This window comes from Streptomyces sp. NPDC019396 (genome assembly GCF_040632375.1).
Lineage (GTDB): Bacteria > Actinomycetota > Actinomycetes > Streptomycetales > Streptomycetaceae > Streptomyces.
The window spans coordinates 211,277-231,533 of record NZ_JBEYBS010000004.1 but is presented as its reverse complement, the minus strand read 5'-3'; the positions used below and the strand labels follow the sequence as shown (position 1 = coordinate 231,533).

Genomic DNA, 20,257 nt, shown 5'->3' with positions numbered 1-20,257 from the left:
CGCCCCTGAAGGGTCCCGGGACAGCAGCGGGGGCGGGCGCGGCTCCGCGCGGCGTCACGCGCCCGGCCACAGCCCCTCGGGGGTGAGCCCCAGCAGTTCGATCGCGTTGCCCCGTACGATCCGCTCCACCACATCCGCCGCCAGGTGCCCCATCTGCGCTTCGCCGACCTCCCGCGACTTGGGCCAGGTCGAGTCCGAGTGCGGGTAGTCCGTCTCGTACAGCACGTTGCCGGCGCCGATGGCGTCCAGATTCCGCAGCCCGAAGGCGTCGTCGAAGAAGCAGCCGTACACGTGCTCGGCGAACAGCTCCGACGGCGGCCGCAGCACCTTGCCGGCGACGCCGCCCCACCCGCGGTTCTCCTCCCACACCACGTCGGCGCGCTCCAGGACGTAGGGGATCCAGCCGATCTGGCCCTCCGCGTACATGATCCTGAGGTTCGGAAAGCGCTCGAACTTGCCGCTCATCAGCCAGTCGACCATCGAGAAGCAGCAGTTGGCGAAGGTGATGGTGGAGCCGACGGCGGGCGGGGCGTCGGCCGAGGTGGAGGGCATCCTCGATGAGGAGCCGATGTGCATCGCGATGACCGTGCCGGTCTCGTCGCAGGCGGCGAGGAAGGGGTCCCATTCGTCGGTGTGGACGGACGGCAGCCCCAGGTGCGGAGGTATCTCGGAGAACGCCACCGCGCGCACCCCGCGGGCCGCGTTGCGGCGGACCTCGGCCGCGGCGAGTCCGGCGTCCCAGAGCGGGATGAGGGTGAGCGGGATCAGCCGGCCGCAGGCGTCAGGACCGCACCACTCCTCCACCATCCAGTCGTTGTACGCCCGCACTCCGAGCAGCCCCAGCTCGCGGTCCCTGGCCTCGGTGAAGGTCTGGCCGCAGAATCGCGGGAAGGTGGGGAAGCAGAGCGCGGACTGGACATGGTTGACGTCCATGTCGGCCAGCCGGTCGGGCACGGAGAACGAACCGGGCCGCATCTGGTCGTAGGTGATGACCTCCAGCCTGATCTCGTCCCTGTCGTGGCCGACGGCGGTGTCGAGCCGGGTGAGCGGGCGGTGCAGGTCCTCGTACACCCACCAGTCACCGATCGGGCCGTCGTCCCCGGGAGCGCCCATGACCGGGGCGAACTTGCCGCCGAGGAAGGTCATTTCCTTCAGAGGGGCGCGGACGACGCGCGGACCGGCGTCCTGGTACTTCGACGGCAGCCGGTCCCGCCAGACATGTGGGGGCTCCACCGTGTGATCGTCGACCGAGATGATCTTCGGGAAGTTCTCCATACGGTTCACGGTAGCGTCTATCTGACGATGCGTCAGCACTCTTTTCCCTGCCGTGCACGCTGCGGGGTTTCGAGTCGGTACCGCTATTGCCACGGAACTGTGCGGCGGGTCACCCCTTGCTGACGAGGCGGCCCGCACAAGGCAGACTGTCTTGGGGCGACACCGGCGGGACCGGCGGCATGAACGGCATGAAGCGGTACGAGCAGGGAGCAGCTATGGACCGAGGGGACAGGTCCTCCGCGCAGCAGGCGGGTGTGCCAGAGCAGGACGTTCCGGAGCACGTTGCTCCGGTTCAAGCGGGCGGCGGCAGCGGCGGTGACAGCGGTCTGCGCTTCAGCGTGCTCGGACCCGTACGCGCCTGGGGCGAAGGCCAGGCCCTCCCCTCCGGTTCACCGCAGCAGCGTGCCGTGCTCGCCGCGCTGCTGATGCGCGAGGGGCGCATGGCCACGGCGGCCGAGCTGATCGACGCGATCTGGGGCGACGAGCCGCCCTCGCAGGCACTCGCGGCCGTACGCACCTACGCCTCCCGGCTGCGCAAGGCACTGGGACCCGGCGCGCTGGTCAGCGAGTCCGGCGGCTACGCCATCCGCACCCCACCCGAGGCGCTCGACCTCCATATCGCCCAGGAGCTGGTCGCCGAGGCCGAGAAGGCGCGCGAAGGCGGCGACCGCGCCCAGGCCCGGGCGCTGACCAGCAAGGTGCTGGGCATGTGGGACGGTGAGGCACTCGCCTCCGTGCCCGGGCCCTACGCCGAGTCCCAGCGGGTGCGCCTGGAGGAGTGGCGGCTGCAACTCCTCGAGGCACGGCTGGAGATGGATCTGGATGCCGGCCACCACGCGGAGGCGGTGTCCGAGCTGACCGCCCTGACGGCCGCGCACCCGCTGCGGGAGCGTCTGCGCGAGCTGCTGATGCTGGCGCTGTACCGCAGCGGACGGCAGGCGGAGGCGCTGGCGGTGTACGCGGACACCCGGCGACTGCTCGCCGATGAGCTGGGCGTCGATCCCCGACCCGAACTCTCCAGGCTCCAACAGCGGATCCTCCAGGCGGACGAGGACCTGGCCTGCCCCGCACAGGACTCACATCCGGGCACCACTGGATTCCTCAAGCCCGCCCAGCTGCCGGCGACCGTACCCGACTTCACCGGACGAGCCGCCCTCGTACGGGAACTGAGCGAGCAACTCGGCACCTCCGAAGGCTCGTTGCTGGCGGGGTCGGTGATGGCGGTGTCCGCGCTCGCGGGCATCGGCGGCGTCGGGAAGACCACGCTGGCCGTGCACGTGGCGCACGCCGCGCGACCCCAGTTCCCGGACGGTCAGCTCTACGTCGATCTCCAGGGCGCCGGGCACCGGTCCGCCGAACCGGAGGCGGTGCTCGGGGCGTTCCTGCGGGCGCTCGGCACGGCCGACACGGCGATCCCCGACACGCTGGACGAGCGGGCGGCGCTCTACCGCTCCACACTCGACGGCCGCCGCGTGCTCGTCCTGCTGGACAACGCCCGCGACGCGGCCCAGGTCCGCCCGCTGCTGCCGGGCACCGCGGGCTGCGCGGCCCTGGTGACCAGCCGCATCCGCATGGTCGACCTTGCGGGGGCACACCTGGTGGACCTGGATGTGATGTCGCCGGAGGAGGCACTCCAGCTCTTCACCCGGATCGTGGGTGAAGAGCGGGTCTGCGCCGAGCGCGAAGCGGCACTCGATGTGGTCGCCGCCTGCGGCTTCCTGCCGCTCGCGATCCGTATCGCCGCTTCCCGTCTCGCCGCCCGCCGCACCTGGACGGTCTCGGTGCTCGCGGCCAAGCTCGCCGACGAGCGCCGCCGCCTGGACGAACTCCAGGCGGGCGACCTCGCGGTCAAGGCCACCTTCGAACTCGGCTACGGCCAGCTCGAGCCCGCCCAGGCCCGCGCCTTCCGCCTGCTGGGCCTCGCCGACGGCCCGGACATCTCGCTCGCCGCCGCCGCCGCCGTCCTCGATCTGCCGCCGCACGAGTCGGAGGATCTGCTGGAGGCCCTTGTCGACACCTCGCTGGTGGAGTCGGCGGCGCCCGGGCGCTACCGCTTCCACGATCTGGTGCGGCTCTACGCGCGTGCGTGCGCGGAGCGGGACGAGCGGCCGGCGGAGGGACAGGAGGCGGCACTGTCGCGCCTGATGGACTTCTACCTGGCCACAGCGGCAGGGGTGTTCGCGCTTGAGCGGCCGGGCGAACGGCTGGTGGCGCATCTGGCGACGACGACGTACGAGGGCCTCTCGTTCACCGAACGGCAGGAAGCGCTGGACTGGTTGTACGCCGAGGCGAATTGCTTGCTGGCATGTGCACGCCAGTCGCTGGCGGGTGGGCGGCTGCGACGCGCGGTGGATCTGCTCTGGGCCACGAAGGACCTGGGCGAGTCCGGTGCCAACTCCAAGCAGTACGCCGCCATCGTGCTCGCCGCCCGCGACGCGGCCGGGACGGCGGGCGACCCCCACGCCGAGGGCCGCGCACGCACCGCCCTCACCAACGTCCACCTGGTCGCCGGGCGGTACGCCGAGGCCGACGAGGAAGCCCGCAGCGCAAGGGCACTGGCCGTGCGGACGGGGGACACCGCACCGGTGTACTGGGCGGACAACGACCGCGGGATCATCGCCCTGAACCAGGGCAGGCACGCGGAGGCGGAGGAGCACCTGATCCAGGCCATGGCGGGCTCCTCCGCCGACGGGAACCTGCCGGGCGAGGCAAGCGCCCTGTGCAACCTTTCGCGCCTGCACGAGATCACCGGCCGCACCAAGAGCGCGGTGGACTACGCCCGCCAGGGGATCGAGGTCTACGCCCGCATGGGAAGCACACTTCGGCTCGCCAACGGCCACTACGCCCTGGGGGTGGCCCTCACCGGAACCCAGCCCTCGGAAGCCCTCAAGGTGCTGGCAGAGGCCCTGCACACGTTCAAGCAGGACCGCCAGCGCCTGTGGGAGGGAACAACCCACTACCGCATCGCCTTGGCCCACCTTCAGGACAGGCGACCCGGACAAGCCGCGCAACACGCCGAACAAGCCCTGGCCACAGGATGTATCGGTGGTGAGAAGATGAGGGGCAACGTCCTGAAGGTACTGGGCAGCGCTCTCGACGCGCTCGGGCAGACGGACCGCGCCCGGGCATGCTGGCGCGAGTCACTCAGTCTGTACGAGCAACTGGGAGCCGCGGAGGCCGAGGACGTCCGGCGCCTGCTGACTCCCCTCGCAGCCGCCTGAGTCTGCTGCTGACAGGCGCGTTCAGCGTTTGTTTATGTCCATCCGACACTCTCAAGTGGGCGGTCCGGGTACACCGGGGGCGGGCGGACTGTCGGGGCTCATCGCTAAGGTGAGCGATTCAGGTCACGCCCGTTCGGCGACCCTCGGGGGAGTTGCTGAGCGGGCGTAACCGATTGACGCCAATTTTTCAGGGAGTTGACGAGTATGAGCGATGCGAGGGACGACAAGGTCACCACCACGGGAAGCAACCCGGCCTCGCCCGGCGACGGGAACCTGGGGCCGCAGAGCGACAACCACTCCCCGGTCCCGCCCAAGAAGCCCGGTCTGAAGCCGCAGAGCGACAACCACTCGCCGCTCCCGCCCGCGGACGGCGGCATCACCACCATGAGCGACAACCACTCGCCGCTTCCGCCCAAGAAGTAACCAGTAGCCACACACGACGGGGTACGGCCGCGGCGGCGCGGAGGGGGAGCCGCCGCGGCTGTGGCGTGTCAGCGCCGGGTTCGCAGCCGCTGGTTGCCGTCCCGGCCGGGAACGGGCGCAGTCCCGGAAGCGGAGGGCCGACGCCCCGCTACCGTCGCGCCCGCAGTTCCCCCTTCAGCACCTTTCCGCTCGCGTTCCTCGGCAGCTCCGCCACGAACTCCACCGACCTCGGCACCTTGTAGTTCGCCATCTCCCGCCGCGACCAGGCGATCACGTCGTCCGCCGTCAGCGTCGCGTCCGGCCGCCGGACCACATACGCCTTGCCGACCTCGCCGAGCCGGCCGTCGGGGACGCCGATCACGGCCACATCGGCGATATCGGGGTGCAGGCCGAGCAGTTGCTCTATCTCAGCCGGATAGGCGTTGAAACCACCCACGATGAACATGTCCTTGATCCGGTCGGTGATCCGCAGATTCCCGGCCTCGTCGAGTACGCCCACGTCGCCCGTGTGCAGCCACCCGTCCGCGTCGACCGCCGCCGCCGTGGCCTCGGGGTCCTCGAAGTAGCCGGTCATCACGTGGTGGCCGCGCACCAGGATCTCGCCGGGCTCGCCCGGAGCGGAGGACAGGACGCGGAGTTCCGTGTCCGGGATGGCACGGCCGGAGGTCGTCGCGATGGTTTCGGGGGTGTCGCCGCGGCGGCACATGGTGACGATGCCGGACGCCTCGGAAAGACCGTAGGCCGTGAGGACGGTCGCGATGCGCAGCTCGGTGCGCAGCCGCTCCACGAGCTGGAGGGGCACCACGGCGGCGCCCGTGACGACCAGGCGGAGCGCCGACAGGTCGTGGGCGTCGCGTGCCGGGTGGTCCAGGAGCGACTGGTGCAGAGTCGGGGGGCCGGGGAGGACGGAGATGCGTTCGGCGGCGATGTTCGCGAGCACCGTGTCCACGTTGAACACCGGCTGCGGCACCATCGTGGCGCCGCGCATCAGACAGGCGATGATCCCGGCCTTGTAGCCGAAGGTGTGGAAGAACGGGTTCACGATCAAATAGCGGTCGCCCTCACGCAGCCCCGCCAGCTCGCTCCAGATGCCGTAGCAGCGCAGGGTCTGGGCGTGGGTGATCACCGCGCCCTTGGGGCGGCCCGTCGTGCCCGAGGTGAAGACGATGTCCGACGGGGACGACGGGGCCACGGCGTCGGCCCTGGCCCGTACCGTCCGGGCCGGCACCCCGTCCCCGGCCGCGAGGAAGTCCTTCCAGGTGCGGTAGTCCTCCGGTGCGCTGTCCGCCAGCACCACCACCTGTTCCAGGTGCGGGAGCGGGACATCCGCGCGGCGCAGGGAGGCCACATACGAGGTGCCGAGGAACGTACCCGTGATGAACAGCAGCTTCGCGCGGGTGCGCTCCAGGATGTACGCGGCCTCGGTGCCCTTGAAGCGGGTGTTGAGTGGCACCAGCACCGCCCCTGCCGATACGGCGCCGAGCGCGCTGACGATCCAGTCGAGTGTGTTCGGCGCCCATATCGCCACCCGGTCGCCCGGTTCCACACCCGCCGCGATACACCCCGCCGCGGCCCGCTCGACCCGTTCGCCCAGCTCGGCGTACGAGACGCGGGTGCGGCCCTCGGCGACGGCCTCCCGCTCCCCGTACCGTTCGGCGGCCCCGTGTACCAGCCTCGGGACGGACATCCACTCCAGGTCGCCGCGCATCGCCGCTCCTCCCGCGTTCCCACCACGTTCCCGGTAGCTGACTGTCCGTCAGATTAGCTGTACCCTCGCCCGCATGGCGACCCTCAAGGACGCGACAGCGATAGCCGGAATAGGTCAGACCCCCTTCGCGAAGCACCTGCCCGAATCCGAGAAGACCCTCGCCTGCCGGGCCATCCTCGCGGCGCTGGACGACGCGGGCATCCCACCCGGCGAGGTCGACGCCTTCGCCTCGTACACGATGGAGGAGACCGACGAGGTCGAGATCGCCAAGGCGATCGGCGCCGGGGACGTCACCTTCTTCAGCAAGGTGGGATACGGCGGCGGCGGCTCCTGCGCCACCGTGGGCCATCTCGCCGCCGCCATCGCGACCGGGCAGGCGAGCGTCGGGGTCGCCTGGCGGTCACGCAAACGCGGCTCGGGCCCCAGGCCCTGGAAGAACACCAGCGTGCAACTGCCCACGCCCGGGCAGTGGACCCGCCCCTTCGGGCTGCTGCGGCCCGCCGACGAGATCGGAATGCTGGCCCGGCGCTATATGCACGAGTACGGCGCCACCCGCGACCACCTCTTCAACGTGGCACTCGCCTGCCGCAACCGCGCCAACCAGAACCCGGCCGCGATCATGTACGAGCGCCCGCTGACCCGCGATATGTACATGACCGCGCGCTGGATCAGCGAACCCCTCTGCCTCTTCGACAACTGCCTGGAGACGGACGGGGCCCTGGCCTGCGTCGTGGTCTCCGCCGAACGCGCCCGCGACTGCCGCCGGAAGCCCGCCTACATCCACTCCGCGGCCCAGGGCCTGCCCGCCCAGCACCATGGCATGGTCAACTACTGGAACGACGACCCGCTCACCGGACCCGCCTGGACCGCGGCCCGGCAGCTCTGGAAGACCGCGGACTTCGGGCCGCAGGACGTCGACGTCGCCCAGATCTACGACGCGTTCACGCCGCTGATCCCGCTGTCCCTGGAGGGCTACGGCTTCTGTGGACGCGGCGAAGGCGCCGCCTACACCGAGGGCGGCGCCCTGGAGATCGGCGGGCGGCTGCCGGTCAACACCGGGGGCGGCGGGCTCAGCGAGGCATATGTCCACGGCTTCAACCTCATCAACGAAGGCGTGAAACAGCTCCGGGGCATCTCCACCGCCCAGGTGCCCGACGCCGCGACCTGTCTGGTGACCGCGGGCGAGGGCGTACCGACCTCGGCACTGCTGCTGCGAGCCTGACCAGGCCCTGTCCGGGCGATCTCCGCGGCCCCGGACGGGGTGGACCCGACCAGGGAGTTGGACTGAGTGATGGCACATCCCGACCATGACCGCGACTACCTCGCACCCGTCATCGACGAGGACGGCGCACCCTTCTGGGAATACACCGCGCTCGGCGAACTGCGCGTGCAGTGCTGCTCCTCCTGCGGCCGGCTGCGCTTCCCACCGCGCCCCTGCTGCCCGCACTGCCAGTCGTTCGACAGCCACTGGCAGCCGATGAGCGGGCGGGGCAGGATCTGGTCGTACGTACTCCCCCACCCGCCACTGCTGTCCCCCTACGCCGAACAGGCCCCGTACAACGCGGTGATCGTGGAACTCGCCGACGCCCCGCACATACGGCTCGTCGGCAATGTGGTGGCCGACGCCGACGCCGGCCTCGACTCGGTCGACCCGGGGCGGCTGCGCATCGGAGCCCCGGTCCGCGTGGCGTTCACCAGGCTCGCGGACGGAACGACCGTGCCTCGCTGGATGCTGGAGCGTTCATGAGCGCTGAAGTCGCCGTGCGGGTCGATACGGACAAGGACACCGGAGTGGCCGTCGTCACCCTCGACCGGCCGGCCAGACACAATGCGGTCGATCTGGCGATGGCGGCCGAACTCGCCCGTGTCTGGCGGGGGTTCCGCTACGACGACACGGTACGGGCCGCGGTGGTGACGGGCGCGGGGACCCGGGCGTTCTGCACCGGGATCGACCGTGCCGCCGAGGTGCCGCAGCCGTCGTCGCCGTACTCGATCGACGATCCCCTTCTCACCATCGGCCCCAAGGCGAACGACCTGTGGAAGCCGGTGATCGCGGCGGTGCGCGGACTGGCCTGCGGCGGAGCGTTCTACCTGCTGGGCGAGGCGGAGTTCGTGGTCGCGGCGGAGGACGCGCAGTTCTTCGATCCGCACACCAGCTACGGAATGGTGAGCGCCTACGAGTCGGTCCACATGGCGATGCGGATGCCGTTCGGCGAGGCCGCCCGGATGGCGCTGATGGGCACCGCCGAGCGGGTCTCGGCGCGGCGGGCTTACGAGACGGGTCTGGTGAGTGAACTGACGGCGCCCGGTGCAGAGTTGGCCGCCGCGGTGCGCTGCGCCGCCGTCATCGCCTCGTACCCGACGGAGGCGGTGCAGGGGACCGTACGGGCGGTGTGGGCGGCGAAGGAGGCCGTGCGGCAGCAGGCGCTCGCCCATGCCCCGCAGCTGATCGCGCTGGGGAACCTGCCGCCCGAGCGACAGGCCGGGTTGTTCGCGAACAGGCGCGGTGGGGTCGGGGGCGGGTACCGGGTGCGGTAGTCCCTCCCGGCCTGCCTCAGGAAGGGACCACCGTGCTGGTGGCGAAGACGACGGCGCACTCCCTCAGCTCGTTCGCCTTGCCGGGGCCGGTGTAGTCGAGGGTGATCGTGTCATGGAAGTTCTGGCCGGCGCCCACGACCACGTCCTTCCTGCTCACCACCAGCGGATCCCCGCCCGGATCCGGCTCGAACCGCACCGTGATGTCGTAACTCAGGTTGTGGCTGTAGTCGTTCGAGATGTAGAGGTGGCCCCTGAGGTTCGTCCGGTCGCGGGCGACGGAGCAGTACTTGACCTCCACCTGCTTCGTGGCATCGGTCGGGGCTGTGTCGGTCGGCGTGGGGTCGGCCGTCGCCTCGTCCCCGCCGGATGTCGAGCCCGTGCTGCCCTCGTAGTCATCGTCGTAGTCGTGGTGCTGGGATCCGCCGCCGCCGGAACTGCTCGAACTGCCCGAACCGGAGCTGTGGTCGTTGTCGCAGCCGCCGCCGCGTGAACCGCGAGCGCCGGTGAGAGTGACCAGGACGATGCCGAAGACGGCGAGAGCACGGACATGGCGAGACTTCACGTTCAACCCCCCGTTGAAACGGACTGACCCAACTTGACGGGCGCACGTCACCCTACAGGCCCTTAGTGGACCGCCGAAGTACCCCGTCCCGCTCCCGTCGCCGTGCCCTTCACCGCGTCCAGCGCGTACACACAACGGTCCTTGGAGCAGGCGTACACCACACCGCCCCGCACCACCGGCGACCCCGTGATCTCGCCCCCGGTCGCCAGCTTCCAGCGCAGCTGGCCGCCGCTCGCGTCCAGGGTGTAGAGCACATGGTCGGCGGAGCCGAAGTGCACCCGCCCGTCCGCGACCACCGGTGCGCCGATGACCTCCCCGGCCGCCGCGAAGCGCCACTTGGGGGTGCCGGTGACCGCGTCCAGGGTGTAGAGCGCGCTGCCGCTGCCCACATGCACGTTGCCGTCGGCGACCAGCACCGGGTCGATCGAGGTACGGGACTCGGTGGCGATACGCCAGCGGTCCTTGCCGGTCGCGGCGTCGATCGCGTACACCGTGCCGAGATAGTCGGCGAGATACACACCGCCGCCGGTCACCGCCGGCCCCGGTACGAAGGTGGGCGGCGAGAGGAACACGGCGGGTGCCTCGAAGTGCCAGCGGACCTGGCCGTTCGCGGTGTCCACGCACAGCACCCTGGTGCCGGCGGCGATGTACGTACACCCGTCCGGCGCCTGGTGCACCCGAACCGGTACGCCACCGCAGGAGGCCGCGTCCCCGACGGGATACGACCAGCGTTCCGTGCCGCTGCGTGCGTCCAGGGCCTGAAGGCGGGCGTCGCGCCAGACGTAGACCGTGCCGTCGGCGAGGAACGGACCGGACTCGGGAGTCTCGAAGTCGGTCTGCGCCCCGGTGATCTCCCACAGCTTCTCGCCGGTGGACGCCTCCCAGCCCTGGACGCCACCGCCACGGGTGCCGGTGACGACGGTGCCGCGGGCGGCCTCGAGCGAATACACCCAGGCGTCCGCGGCCAGCCGCCATCGCTCGCTGCCGTCCGCCGCGTCGAGCGCGTAGAGCGTGGGTCCGTCGGAGGCATGGATACGCCCGCTGTCGAGCGCCATCGACCAGGCCACGTCACGCGTCTTGAACTGGCGCCGGCCGCTGGCCACGTCCAGCGCGTGGACCTCGAAGGAGGTGACGTAGAGCAGCTCGCCGTTGACGACCGGGGTGCCCCAGACGTCGTTCGACATCCGGAACCGCCAGGGCCGCCAGCGGGCCGGTTCACCCGAAGGGGGTGCCATGGCCGGGGCGGGCGGGGCGGTGGCGGCCTCTCCGGTGGCGCCGCCCGGGCCGCGGACCCAGCCGGTCGCGGGGCCCGTGTCGGCGACGAGCGCCGCGCGGGTGTCGGCCACCCGGAGGCCCGGGCCGATCGGCACCCTGGCCCCGGCGAGGCGCACGGGGTCGTCGGGCGCGTGCCTCGGGTGCGGGGTGGTACCGGCACCGGGGTGCGCCGGTCCGGGACGGGCGTGCCCCGGGCCCGGACGGCCGTGGCCGGGGCGCGCCTGCCCAGTGCGGGGGTCGCTGCCGCCGCGCCGGGTGGCGTCCCAGTCGGCGCTGCCCGCGTCGGGGGCGCGGTCCGGCCTGGGGGGTGCGAGGTGCGGGTCGGGGCGCCAGCCACTGCTGGCCGCTCCTGCGGCTGCTGCTCCTGCGGCTGCGGCGCCCTGACCATGCTGCGGTGTACGCCCGCCGCCCCGGCGCTGCTCGATCAGCGAGGTGGCCCTGGCGGGCAGCCACGCCGACGCCGTACCGCTGTCGTCGTCACCACCCGACGAGAACAGATGGGGTGCGAGCTGCGCCTGGAGGTCCTCGGGGCTCGGGCGCCTGCCCGCGTCCATCCCCATGCACGACTCGATCAGGGGCCGCAGCTCGTCCGGCAGCCCGGCGAGATCGGGCCCCTCGCGAAGCAGCATGAACACGGTTTCGACCGGGTTCGCACCATGGAAGGGAGCATGCCCGGTGGCGGCGAACACCAGTGTCGAGCCGAGCGAGAACACATCGCTGGCGCCGGTCACACTGCGCGAGTCGCGCGCCTGCTCCGGGGACATGTAGGCGGGGGTGCCGACGGCGACGTTCGTCATGGTCAGCCGGGTGTTGGAGACACCCGACGCGATGCCGAAGTCGATCACCCGGGGGCCGTCCTCGACCACGAGGACGTTCGAGGGCTTCATATCGCGGTGGACGAGACCGGCGCCGTGGATCGACTGGAGGGCCTCGGCGATACCCGCCGCCAGCCAGCGCACCGCCTGGGCCGGGAGCGGACCGCACTCATTCACTATTTCCTCGAGCGAGGGCGCGGGTACGTAGGCGGTGGCGAGCCACGGCACGGCGGCGCGCGGGTCGGCGTCGACCACGGCCGCGGTGTAGAAGCCCGAGACCGCGCGTGCGGCCTCCACCTCGCGGGTGAAGCGGACGCGGAACAACTGGTCCTCGGCGAGTTCCGTACGCACCGTCTTGATCGCCACGCGCCGGCCGGAAGCCGAGCGTGCCAGATAGACCAGCCCCATGCCGCCGGCCCCGAGCCGTCCCAGCACCTCGAAAGGGCCGATTCGCCTCGGGTCGTGCTGCGTCAGCTGCTCCACTTCGCTGCCACCTCCCCGTACGGGCCAGTCAGATACGGCCCCGTCGCCCCCTGATTGTTCCTGCCTGACGGCACGGTTGCGAACCCGGGGGCGTTCCGGGGTGTCTCAGGCTATTTTGGCGCCTTGCCGGTCGGGTTTGTGCCGTCTGAGCCGTCTGTTACCTCGGCGATACTTGAGCCCTTTACGACTTCTCCGGCTTCTCCGGCTCTTCCGGCTCTTCCGGCTCTACGGGCTCTACGGGCTCTACGGGCTGCTCGGGCTCAGCGGGCCTCTTGGCTTCAGCCGGCTGCTCGGACTCAGCGGGACCCTCGGTTTCAGCGGGACTCGTGGCTTCAGCCGGCCGCTCGGGCTCAGCGGGACCCTCGGCCTGAGCGGGACTCGTGGCTTCAGCCGGCCGCTCGGGCTCAGCGGGACCCTCGGCCTGAGCGGGCTCTTCGGGCCGTGCGGGCTGCTCGGTCTTGCGGGCCTGAGCAGGCTCCGACCGCCGCCCCGGTTCCCCCGGCTCCGCGAGCACCGCGAAGGAAGCGCCCTGGTTGTCGGTGAGCACCGCCATCCGCCCGTACGGGATATCGAACGGGGGCGCGGTGATGCGCCCACCGAGACCGGTCGCCGTCTCCACCGCCCGGTCGCAGTCCGCCACGGCGAAGTAGACGAGGAAATGGCTCGGCAGCTCGGCCGGGAACGCCTCCGTGATCACACTGCGCGCACCGATCGCGGTGTCCTCGCCCGGCTCCGCACCGGCCGGCGACCACATCAGGTAGTCGATCGTGTCGTCGGGCAGCTCGGTGCCCTGGAAGCCGAAGACCTCCGCGTAGAAGCGGTCGACGGCCTCCTTCTCCCTCGTGTAGACCTCGGTCCAGCAGTACGCACCCGGCCTTCCCTGGACCTCGAAGCCGGAGTGACGCTCACCCTGCTGCCACAGGCCGAACACCGCGCCGCCCGGGTCGGCGGCCAGCGCGGCGGTGCCGAAGGGGCCCACCGGCATCGGGGTCATGATCACCTGGCCGCCCGCGTCCTGGACCGCCACGGCGGTCCTGGCAGCGTCATCGGTGGCGAAGTAGACGCCCCAGGTGGTGGGCATCCGGCCGTCCCGTTTGCGCACGAGGGCGGCGACCCGCCTCCCGTCGAGGTACGCCTCGGCGTAGTGGCCGTACCGCTCGACCTCGTCCTCGCTCCCGTAGCGGCTGTAGGTCCAGCCGAAGAGCTCGCCATAGAAGCGCTTGCCCGCCTCGAGATCGGGCAGCTGGGCGTCCACCCAGCAGGGCATGCCCTGCGTGAATCCAGCCATGACCCGGCCCCTTCCTCACCGCGGAGTGTGACTTCAGCCACAGGCACGCAAACGGTCACAAACAGTCAAGCGGAGGGCGTCGCACACCGCACGCAGGAGTGGGCTGTCCGTTGGGTTTGCGAGTGGACGGCGGTTGGACTGCGGCTTGGGGCCCACGTCGGAACGCGGGCCGGCTCGCACATCGGGTCGCACACCGATCACGGGCCGGGTCGGGCGCGGACTCACTGGTTGCGTTGTCCACTGAAGTTATCCACAGGCTGTTGATAACACCATTACTCCACCCGAGGGACGCACCCCATTTGCAGTCGGCCGAATCGCGCGCCGATCACCCCTCGGTAAGCTGACGGCATGACAGGACAAGTACGCACCGTCGACGGCCGCGTGGCCGGACGACGCGGCCAGGCGACGCGGCAGAAGCTGCTCGACTGCCTCAGCGAGATGCTCAGCTCCTCGCCGTACCGGGACGTCAAGGTCATCGACGTGGCCCGCAAGGCGGGTACTTCACCCGCCACCTTCTACCAGTACTTCCCCGACGTGGAGGGCGCCGTCCTCGAGATCGCGGACGAAATGGCAAGCGAGGGCGCCGCGTTGACCGGCCTCGTGGCGGACCGCTCCTGGGTCGGCAAGGCCGCGTGGGCCACCGCCGAGGAACTGGTCGAGGGTTTCCTCGACTTCTGGCGCAAGCACGACGCGATCCTGCGCGTGGTGGACCTCGGTGCCGCCGAGGGGGACAAACGGTTCTACAAGATCCGGATGAAGATCCTGACCTCGGTCACCAACTCCCTTGCGGACGCGGTGAAGGAGCTCCAGTCCAAGGGCAAGGTCGACAAGGACGTGAGCCCGGCGGCCGTCGCCGGTTCACTCGTCGCAATGCTCGCGTCGGTCGCCTCGCACCAGAAGGGCTTCCAGACCTGGGGCGTCAAGCAGGCCGAACTCAAGCCCAATCTCGCACTGTTGGTCCATCTGGGCATCACCGGCCGCAAGCCCACCAAGTAGCGGACGGGACGCGATCCGGCGCGCCGCGCCACGTCCTGTCACAGCGGCGCGCCCGCACGTCATGCCCAGCGCTCAGCGCTGTCCTTGCCGTCGCACCAGGCGGAAGAGGCGGATCTCGCGGTCCACTCTCGCCTGATACGTCGCGTACGGCGGCCAGAACACGAGCGCGGCCCGCCACGCTTCGGCGCGCTCACGCCCGGCGAGCAGCACGGCGCGCACGGGGATGTCCTCGCCCTTCCAGTTGATCTCGGCGTCGGGATGGACGAGCAGATTGGCCGTCCAGGCCGGGTGGGCGTCCCGGCCGAAGTTGGAGCCGACCAGGATCCAGCTTCCGCTTGCCTCTTCAGGCATACAGGCGAGCGGAGTACGCCGCGGCAGCCCGCTCCTGGCGCCTTGGGCGGTGAGAATCACGCCGGGCAGCACCTGCGCGCTGAGCAGGACCTTTCCCCGGGTGATCCGGTGGACGGCACGGTCCATGGCCGGGATGACATGCGGGGCGGTCCTGGCGAACGCGCGGCTCGACGACACCTTCTGCACCAGTTTCCGCATCATCGGACACCCACCGCCTCCCGGGCGAACAGTCCAGCCGAGCGCGCCGCCCGTTCCCGCAGCCGGTGCACCGGGCCGAAGAGCAGTTCGTCGGATGCGGCGCGCTTGAAGAAATGGTGCGCCTCGTGCTCCCAGGTGAAACCGATACCGCCGTGCAGCTGGATCGCCTCGGCGGCGACGGTACGCAGGGTTTCCAGGCACTGGGCGAGGGCGAGCCCCCCGGCGTCCGGGTCCCAGGCGGCGTAGTAGGCCGCGGAGCGGGCCGCCTGGACGCTCGCGTACAGATCCGCCAGCCGGTGCTTGACCGCCTGGAACGAACCTATGGGCCTGCCGAACTGCTCGCGTTCCTTGACGTAGCCGACGGTGCGTTCCAGCGCGGAGGTCGCGGCGCCGACCGCTTCTGCGGCGAGCAGGGCGGCGGCGGTGCGCCCGGTGGCGGCGAGCGCCGCGGACACCTCCGCGGGACTGTCGGTGCCGAGCAACTCGGCTTGCGTGTCGCGGAGTTCGATACGGGCATGGGGCCGGGTCTCGTCCAGTGCGGTCCAGCGGGTGCGGGTCACCGTCCGTGCGCCGTCGCCTCGCCACGGCCCGTCCTCGCCGTCCGCCCCGGCAGCCCCGATCCCGTCCGCCCGGACGAGGAAGAGCAGGGTGCGGGCCCGCGGGAAGCCTCCGGTGTGCGCGGCGACGAGGAGCAGCGGGGCGCTGTGGCCGTCAAGCACCTGGTGGACCTCGCCGTACAACAGCCAGCCCCCGACGCCTCCGGGCACCGGCCTTGCCTGGACGCCCCCGGCCCTGCCGCCACCCGCCCACAGCCCGTCATCGACGTACCCGGGGGCGCCGGTGAGCCCGAGTGCCGGCGCGAGACTCCGGCCGGGTACGGCAAGAGCGGCGGTGAGTGTGCCGTCGGCGAGCGCGGGCAGCAGTTCGGCGCGCTGCCGCTCGTCCCCGAGCGCGGCGATCAGGGGCGCCGCCAGGGCGGCCGTGGCGAGCAGCGGCGACGGTACCAGCGCCCGGCCGAGCTCCTCGAAGGCGAGCGCGAGCTCCACGGTGCCACCGCCGACGCCGCCGTACGCCTCGGGCAACGCGAGCCCCGGCAGCCCGAGTTCGGCGGACAACCGGGCCCACAGCACGGGGTCGTGGCCGAGTGGGTGCACATTCGGCCCGGGGGGCACCCCTTTCGACAGTGCGGTGCGCAGGGTGCGCCGGATGGCGGACTGCTCCGGGGTGAAGGCGGCGTCCATGGGCTCGGCTCCCGTCCGTACCTGACGGTATGTCATATCGGCCGCACGATGTTAGGCCGACGACCGCCAAAAGCACAGATCTGATGTACCGTCAGATTCATGTCGGTCAGTCAGCGCACTGCTCGCACCCCCCGCAAGGTCGCCGTCGTCGGCATAGCCCTCTCCGACTGCGGCCGGGTCGAAGGACCCACCCCCTACGCCCTGCACGCCCAGGCCGCCCGCCGCGCCCTTGCCGACTCCGGCCTCGACCGCGGTGTCATCGACGGCTTCGCGTCGGCCGGTCTCGGCGCTCTCGCCCCCGTCGATGTCGCCGGGTACCTGGGGCTCCGGCCGACCTGGGTCGACTCGACCTCGGTGGGCGGCGCCACCTGGGAGGTCATGGCCGCGCATGCCGCGGACGCCATCGCCGCCGGCCGTGCCGACGCCGTGCTCCTCGTCTACGGCTCCACGGCCCGCGCCGACATCCGCGCCGGGCGCCGCACCGCCAACCTGTCCTTCGGCGCGGGCGGCCCCTTGCAGTTCGAGGTGCCCTACGGCCACACCCTGATCGCCAAGTACGCGATGGCCGCCCGCCGCCATATGCACGAGTACGGCACCACCCTGGAGCAGCTCGCCGAGGTCGCGGTCCAGGCGCGCGCCAACGCCTCGCGCAATCCGAGCGCCATGTTCCGCGAACCCATCAGCGTGGACGAGGTGCTCTCGGGCCCGGTGATCGCCGACCCGTTCACCAAGCTGCACTGCTGCATCCGCAGCGACGGCGGCTGCGCGGTGCTGCTCGCCGCCGAGGACCACGTACCCGACACGGCGAAGGCCCCGGTGTGGATCCTCGGCACGGGCGAGCACGTCTCGCACACCGCCATGTCGGACTGGGAGGACTTCACGGTCTCCCCCGCCGCGCTGAGCGGACGGCTGGCGTTCGAGCGGGCCGGGGTACGGCCGGGGGACATCGACATCGCCGAGATCTACGACGCGTTCACGTACATGACGCTCGTGACGCTGGAGGACCTCGGCTTCTGCGCGAAGGGCGAGGGCGGCGCGTTCGCGGAGAAGGGGCGGCTGCGCTGGGACGGCGAGCTCCCGGTGAACACCGACGGCGGCGGCCTGTCCGCCTGCCATCCCGGGATGCGCGGCCTCTTCCTGCTGGTCGAGGCCGTACGCCAGCTCCGCGGCGAGGCGGGCGCCCACCAGGTGCGGCGGGCGGACGGCAGCCTCCCGGAGCTGGCGGTGGCGTCGGGGACGGGAGGCTGGTTCTGCTCGTCGGGGACGGTGGTGCTGGGGCGCTGAGGGCTGGGTGTCCGCGTGTGTCACGGGCGTGGCACCCCGCACGGCTGCCACAGTGGAGGCAAACCACCGCATCTCCGTGCAGCAGAGGAGCCCCCAGTGCCCCTGTCCCGTGAAGAACGCGAGCAGTTCCTGGCCGAACCCCATGTCGCGGCCCTGTCCGTGGCCGGTGAGGAGGGACGGGGACCGCTCTCGGTGCCCGTCTGGTACCAGTACGAACCGGGCGGCGACATCTGGGTCCTCACCGGACTCGGTTCCCGCAAGCACCGGCTGATCGACGCCGCAGGACGCTTCACCCTGATGGTCGACCGGCTCGACCCCACCATCCGCTACGTCTCCGTCGAGGGCCCGGTGACCCGCACCTCCCCCGGCACCCGCGAGATCCTCCGGGAGATCTCGGCCCGCTACCTCCCGGCGGAGAAGGTCGACGAGTACATCGAGTTCGCCGAGAAGAACCACGGCGACTCGATCGTGATCCATATGCACCCGGAGCACTGGGTGTCGTCGGACCTGGGGTCACTGTAGGGAGCGCTCGCAAGGCCCTGCGAGGATCTCCGCATGAAGCACGACGCGTTCCACGAGGTGCTGAGGTCCCTGCGGGTCTGGGACACCGAACTGCCCGCCTTCGCCCCCGACACCGCACCCGCCGAACCGCTGCCGCTCTTCCACCAGTGGTTCACCGAGGCGGCGTCGGCCGGGCAGCCCGAGCCGCACACGATGACCCTCGCCACCGTGGACGAGCACGGGCACCCGGACCTGCGGACGCTGATGCTGCACGACGCCGACGAGCGCGGCTGGCACTTCGCCTCCCACTCCACCAGCACCAAGGGCCGCCAGCTCGCGGCCATCCCCGAGGCGGCTCTGGGCTTCTACTGGCCCGCCCAGGGCCGCCAGATCCGCATCCGCGGCCGGGTGGTGACCGGCACCCCCGAGGATGCGTACGCCGACCTGCACGCCCGCTCCACCGGCGCCCTGGCCGCCGCACTCGTCGGCCACCAGAGCGAGGTGCTGGGCTCCTGCGAGGAGTTGCTGCTGGCGAGCGACGCCGCCTGGGAGCGGGCGAGCGCCGAACCGGAGGCGATGGCGGGGACATGGACGGTGTACGTACTGGACCCGTCCGAGGTGGAGTTCTTCCAGGGCGACGCACGACGCAGGCATGTACGGCTGCGCTATCGGCGCGAAGGGGACTCGTGGGTGAAGGAGCTGCTCTGGCCCTGAGCCCGGATTCCCAGAGGGCCCGAATTCCAGCCCTTACGCCAGGCCTGACAGGCACGTCGCATGTGTCCGGGGTAAGCGCGCCCGAAAACGCGGCGACACCGGGTCGCCTGAGGTGATCCGATGCCGCCGCGCCGTCCGGTCGGATGTGCCGACCTAGGCTAGGCGGTGTCTCCTGAGTGGACGCCGGAGCCAACCGTTGTTCCGTTGGTCAGTTCGGCGGGTGCTGTCACGTTGACTCACAGGTGAGGCCCAGCAGTTCCTGTTTATCCGACGGCCCCGGTTGGGGTGCCGTTGACGAACGACACAACCGATGTGTAGTTGAGCATGATGCTTTGGGGCGTTGAAATCGAGGTCATCGGCTGGCAGCGCCGCAGTCGGTGTCTCTGCGTCATATCCCGCGAGTTCGCCTCTCGGCACAACATGCCTTGTCGAGGGCTATACCGTTGACGGATCCGTTCGAGCTCACATCGTTGCTGACGAGGAGGGTTCTTCCGAAGCATACCGACCAGGACTTCGCCCCAACCCCCGAACTCTGGCACGCCCAATCGCCCAGTTCCTTGTCGATGCCCTCGGCATACAGGTCCATGGCTGCTCTCGCACTGAAGAGGCTGGATCGGTTGTTGCGCACGAGTACTGCCGCCTGCGCCCCGTCTCCGTCTGACGACCTGATCGCACAGACCTGCGCGGCCACGTTGGTGGCGACCGTCTTTGTGCTGGCGCAATGCCACCTGCTGGAGCTGGAGGTGATCGGATTTGTGTTGCCGTAAGCACGCCAGGTACCGGTTTCCGAAGCTGCGGCGGGGCTGGCGGTTGCCAGACCCAGCCCGAGAACGGTAGTGATGGCGGCTGTTGCCCCTGCGACCATTCGTGCAACTCGCATGCTGATCCTTCCCACCCCGACCCCCTGGTCGGGAAAAGTCGATCATGACAGAAAGTGGTCATGCCAGGCAGGTCAAGTTTCGGCGAACGTCATGAGATGCACCGCCCCGCCTTTCGCGGCCAGCGCCGCAGATCGGAATGCGGATGGCTGCTCCATCCCAACCAGGATGACAGCACGTCACGAAGATGGAAGTCCTCCCCGCACAGGAACAGTCTCCGGATCTCCGTTCTCGGGGTGCAGGCAGCCAGTTCCTCGCCCGCCTCCTCGTCGACGCCGCCGGTCCCCCGGGCTCGATGACGAACGGCCTGTCGTCAGTGTCGCCGCCTGGCCGCTGCTGCCATTCAAACTCGTGGGCACGGACGAACACCTCGCCGAAGTACTAGTAAGCCGCCTGCAACTGCACCGCAAGCCACCGCAGCAGATGCGGGTTCGCGGTGTGTGGACGCCGAAATGCCGGTCGAGGGTGTACGACTCGGGGACCATCTCTGCCGCCACCCCGTCCAC

General features: G+C 70.7%; 16 protein-coding genes and 1 pseudogene. 10 read left to right on the top strand and 7 right to left on the bottom strand.

The window, feature by feature from the left end; genetic code table 11:
* Positions 1–54: 54 nt before the first annotated feature.
* Entirely contained in the window at positions 55–1,275 is a 1,221-nt protein-coding gene (locus ABZ532_RS06500; protein WP_361279998.1) for an amidohydrolase family protein, read from the bottom strand.
* 179 nt (positions 1,276–1,454) lie between these two features.
* Between ABZ532_RS06500 and ABZ532_RS06495 the strand changes: the two genes are divergently transcribed.
* Together ABZ532_RS06495 and ABZ532_RS06490 are read left to right on the top strand one after the other, a co-directional pair.
* A complete protein-coding gene (locus ABZ532_RS06495) occupies positions 1,455–4,496 on the top strand; it encodes a BTAD domain-containing putative transcriptional regulator (RefSeq protein ID WP_361279997.1) in 3,042 nt (1,013 codons plus the stop codon).
* Positions 4,497–4,700: 204 nt separating this feature from the next.
* A complete protein-coding gene (locus ABZ532_RS06490) occupies positions 4,701–4,919 on the top strand; it encodes a hypothetical protein (protein WP_361279996.1) in 219 nt (72 codons plus the stop codon).
* Between the two features lie 148 nt (positions 4,920–5,067).
* On the opposite strand, the gene ABZ532_RS06485 is transcribed toward ABZ532_RS06490, so the two are convergent.
* Positions 5,068–6,627, bottom strand: coding sequence for a FadD3 family acyl-CoA ligase (locus tag ABZ532_RS06485; protein WP_361279994.1), 1,560 nt, complete (start codon positions 6,625–6,627; stop codon positions 5,068–5,070).
* A gap of 73 nt (positions 6,628–6,700) precedes the next feature.
* Here ABZ532_RS06485 and ABZ532_RS06480 point away from each other — a divergent pair, with 73 nt between their 5' ends.
* From ABZ532_RS06480 to ABZ532_RS06470, 3 genes are all read left to right on the top strand, one after another.
* Positions 6,701–7,849 (top strand): lipid-transfer protein, encoded by a 1,149-nt coding sequence (locus tag ABZ532_RS06480; protein WP_361279993.1) that lies wholly within the window; start codon positions 6,701–6,703, stop codon positions 7,847–7,849.
* Between the two features lie 69 nt (positions 7,850–7,918).
* The gene (locus ABZ532_RS06475; protein ID WP_361279992.1) at positions 7,919–8,374 is read left to right on the top strand and encodes an OB-fold domain-containing protein; all 456 of its coding nucleotides are present in this window, start codon (positions 7,919–7,921) and stop codon (positions 8,372–8,374) included.
* Positions 8,371–9,165 (top strand): enoyl-CoA hydratase/isomerase family protein, encoded by a 795-nt coding sequence (locus ABZ532_RS06470; protein ID WP_361279990.1) that lies wholly within the window; start codon positions 8,371–8,373, stop codon positions 9,163–9,165. The genes ABZ532_RS06475 and ABZ532_RS06470 overlap by 4 nt, the downstream gene beginning before the upstream one ends.
* 16 nt (positions 9,166–9,181) lie before the next feature.
* Here the strand turns inward: ABZ532_RS06470 and ABZ532_RS06465 are convergent, their stop codons facing one another.
* The 3 genes and pseudogenes from ABZ532_RS06465 to ABZ532_RS06455 form a co-directional block, all read right to left on the bottom strand.
* On the bottom strand, positions 9,182–9,727 hold the full coding sequence (locus tag ABZ532_RS06465) for a hypothetical protein (RefSeq protein ID WP_361279989.1): 546 nt from the start codon (positions 9,725–9,727) through the stop codon (positions 9,182–9,184).
* A gap of 62 nt (positions 9,728–9,789) precedes the next feature.
* Positions 9,790–12,300, bottom strand: a complete 2,511-nt coding sequence (locus tag ABZ532_RS06460; protein ID WP_361279987.1) for a PQQ-binding-like beta-propeller repeat protein — start codon at positions 12,298–12,300, stop codon at positions 9,790–9,792.
* A 499-nt stretch (positions 12,301–12,799) separates the two neighbouring features.
* A pseudogene (locus tag ABZ532_RS06455) lies at positions 12,800–13,588 on the bottom strand (VOC family protein); the annotation flags it as partial.
* A 348-nt stretch (positions 13,589–13,936) separates the two neighbouring features.
* Between ABZ532_RS06455 and ABZ532_RS06450 the strand changes: the two are divergent.
* Positions 13,937–14,584: a TetR family transcriptional regulator gene (locus ABZ532_RS06450; RefSeq protein ID WP_361279986.1), complete on the top strand. Its 648-nt coding sequence runs from the start codon at positions 13,937–13,939 to the stop codon at positions 14,582–14,584.
* Positions 14,585–14,656: 72 nt separating this feature from the next.
* On the opposite strand, the gene ABZ532_RS06445 is transcribed toward ABZ532_RS06450, so the two are convergent.
* Both ABZ532_RS06445 and ABZ532_RS06440 read right to left on the bottom strand, forming a co-directional pair.
* A complete protein-coding gene (locus tag ABZ532_RS06445) occupies positions 14,657–15,133 on the bottom strand; it encodes a nitroreductase family deazaflavin-dependent oxidoreductase (RefSeq protein ID WP_361280122.1) in 477 nt (158 codons plus the stop codon).
* A complete protein-coding gene (locus ABZ532_RS06440) occupies positions 15,133–16,374 on the bottom strand; it encodes an acyl-CoA dehydrogenase family protein (RefSeq protein WP_361280121.1) in 1,242 nt (413 codons plus the stop codon). Before ABZ532_RS06440 ends, ABZ532_RS06445 begins: the two co-directional genes overlap by 1 nt.
* 99 nt (positions 16,375–16,473) lie before the next feature.
* On the opposite strand from ABZ532_RS06440, the gene ABZ532_RS06435 reads away from it, so the two are divergent.
* The 4 genes from ABZ532_RS06435 (at position 16,474) to ABZ532_RS06420 (ending at position 19,640) form a co-directional block, all read left to right on the top strand.
* Positions 16,474–17,658 (top strand): acetyl-CoA acetyltransferase, encoded by a 1,185-nt coding sequence (locus ABZ532_RS06435; RefSeq protein ID WP_361279984.1) that lies wholly within the window; start codon positions 16,474–16,476, stop codon positions 17,656–17,658.
* A 96-nt stretch (positions 17,659–17,754) separates the two neighbouring features.
* Positions 17,755–18,180 carry a pyridoxamine 5'-phosphate oxidase family protein gene (locus ABZ532_RS06430; protein WP_361279982.1) on the top strand — a complete coding sequence of 142 codons (426 nt, stop codon included), beginning with the start codon at positions 17,755–17,757 and terminating at the stop codon, positions 18,178–18,180.
* A gap of 33 nt (positions 18,181–18,213) precedes the next feature.
* The gene (locus ABZ532_RS06425; RefSeq protein ID WP_361279980.1) at positions 18,214–18,873 is read left to right on the top strand and encodes a pyridoxal 5'-phosphate synthase; all 660 of its coding nucleotides are present in this window, start codon (positions 18,214–18,216) and stop codon (positions 18,871–18,873) included.
* Positions 18,874–19,457: 584 nt separating this feature from the next.
* Complete coding sequence (locus tag ABZ532_RS06420) at positions 19,458–19,640, top strand: hypothetical protein (RefSeq protein WP_361279979.1); 183 nt, start codon at positions 19,458–19,460, stop codon at positions 19,638–19,640.
* The last annotated feature ends 617 nt before the right edge of the window (positions 19,641–20,257 follow it).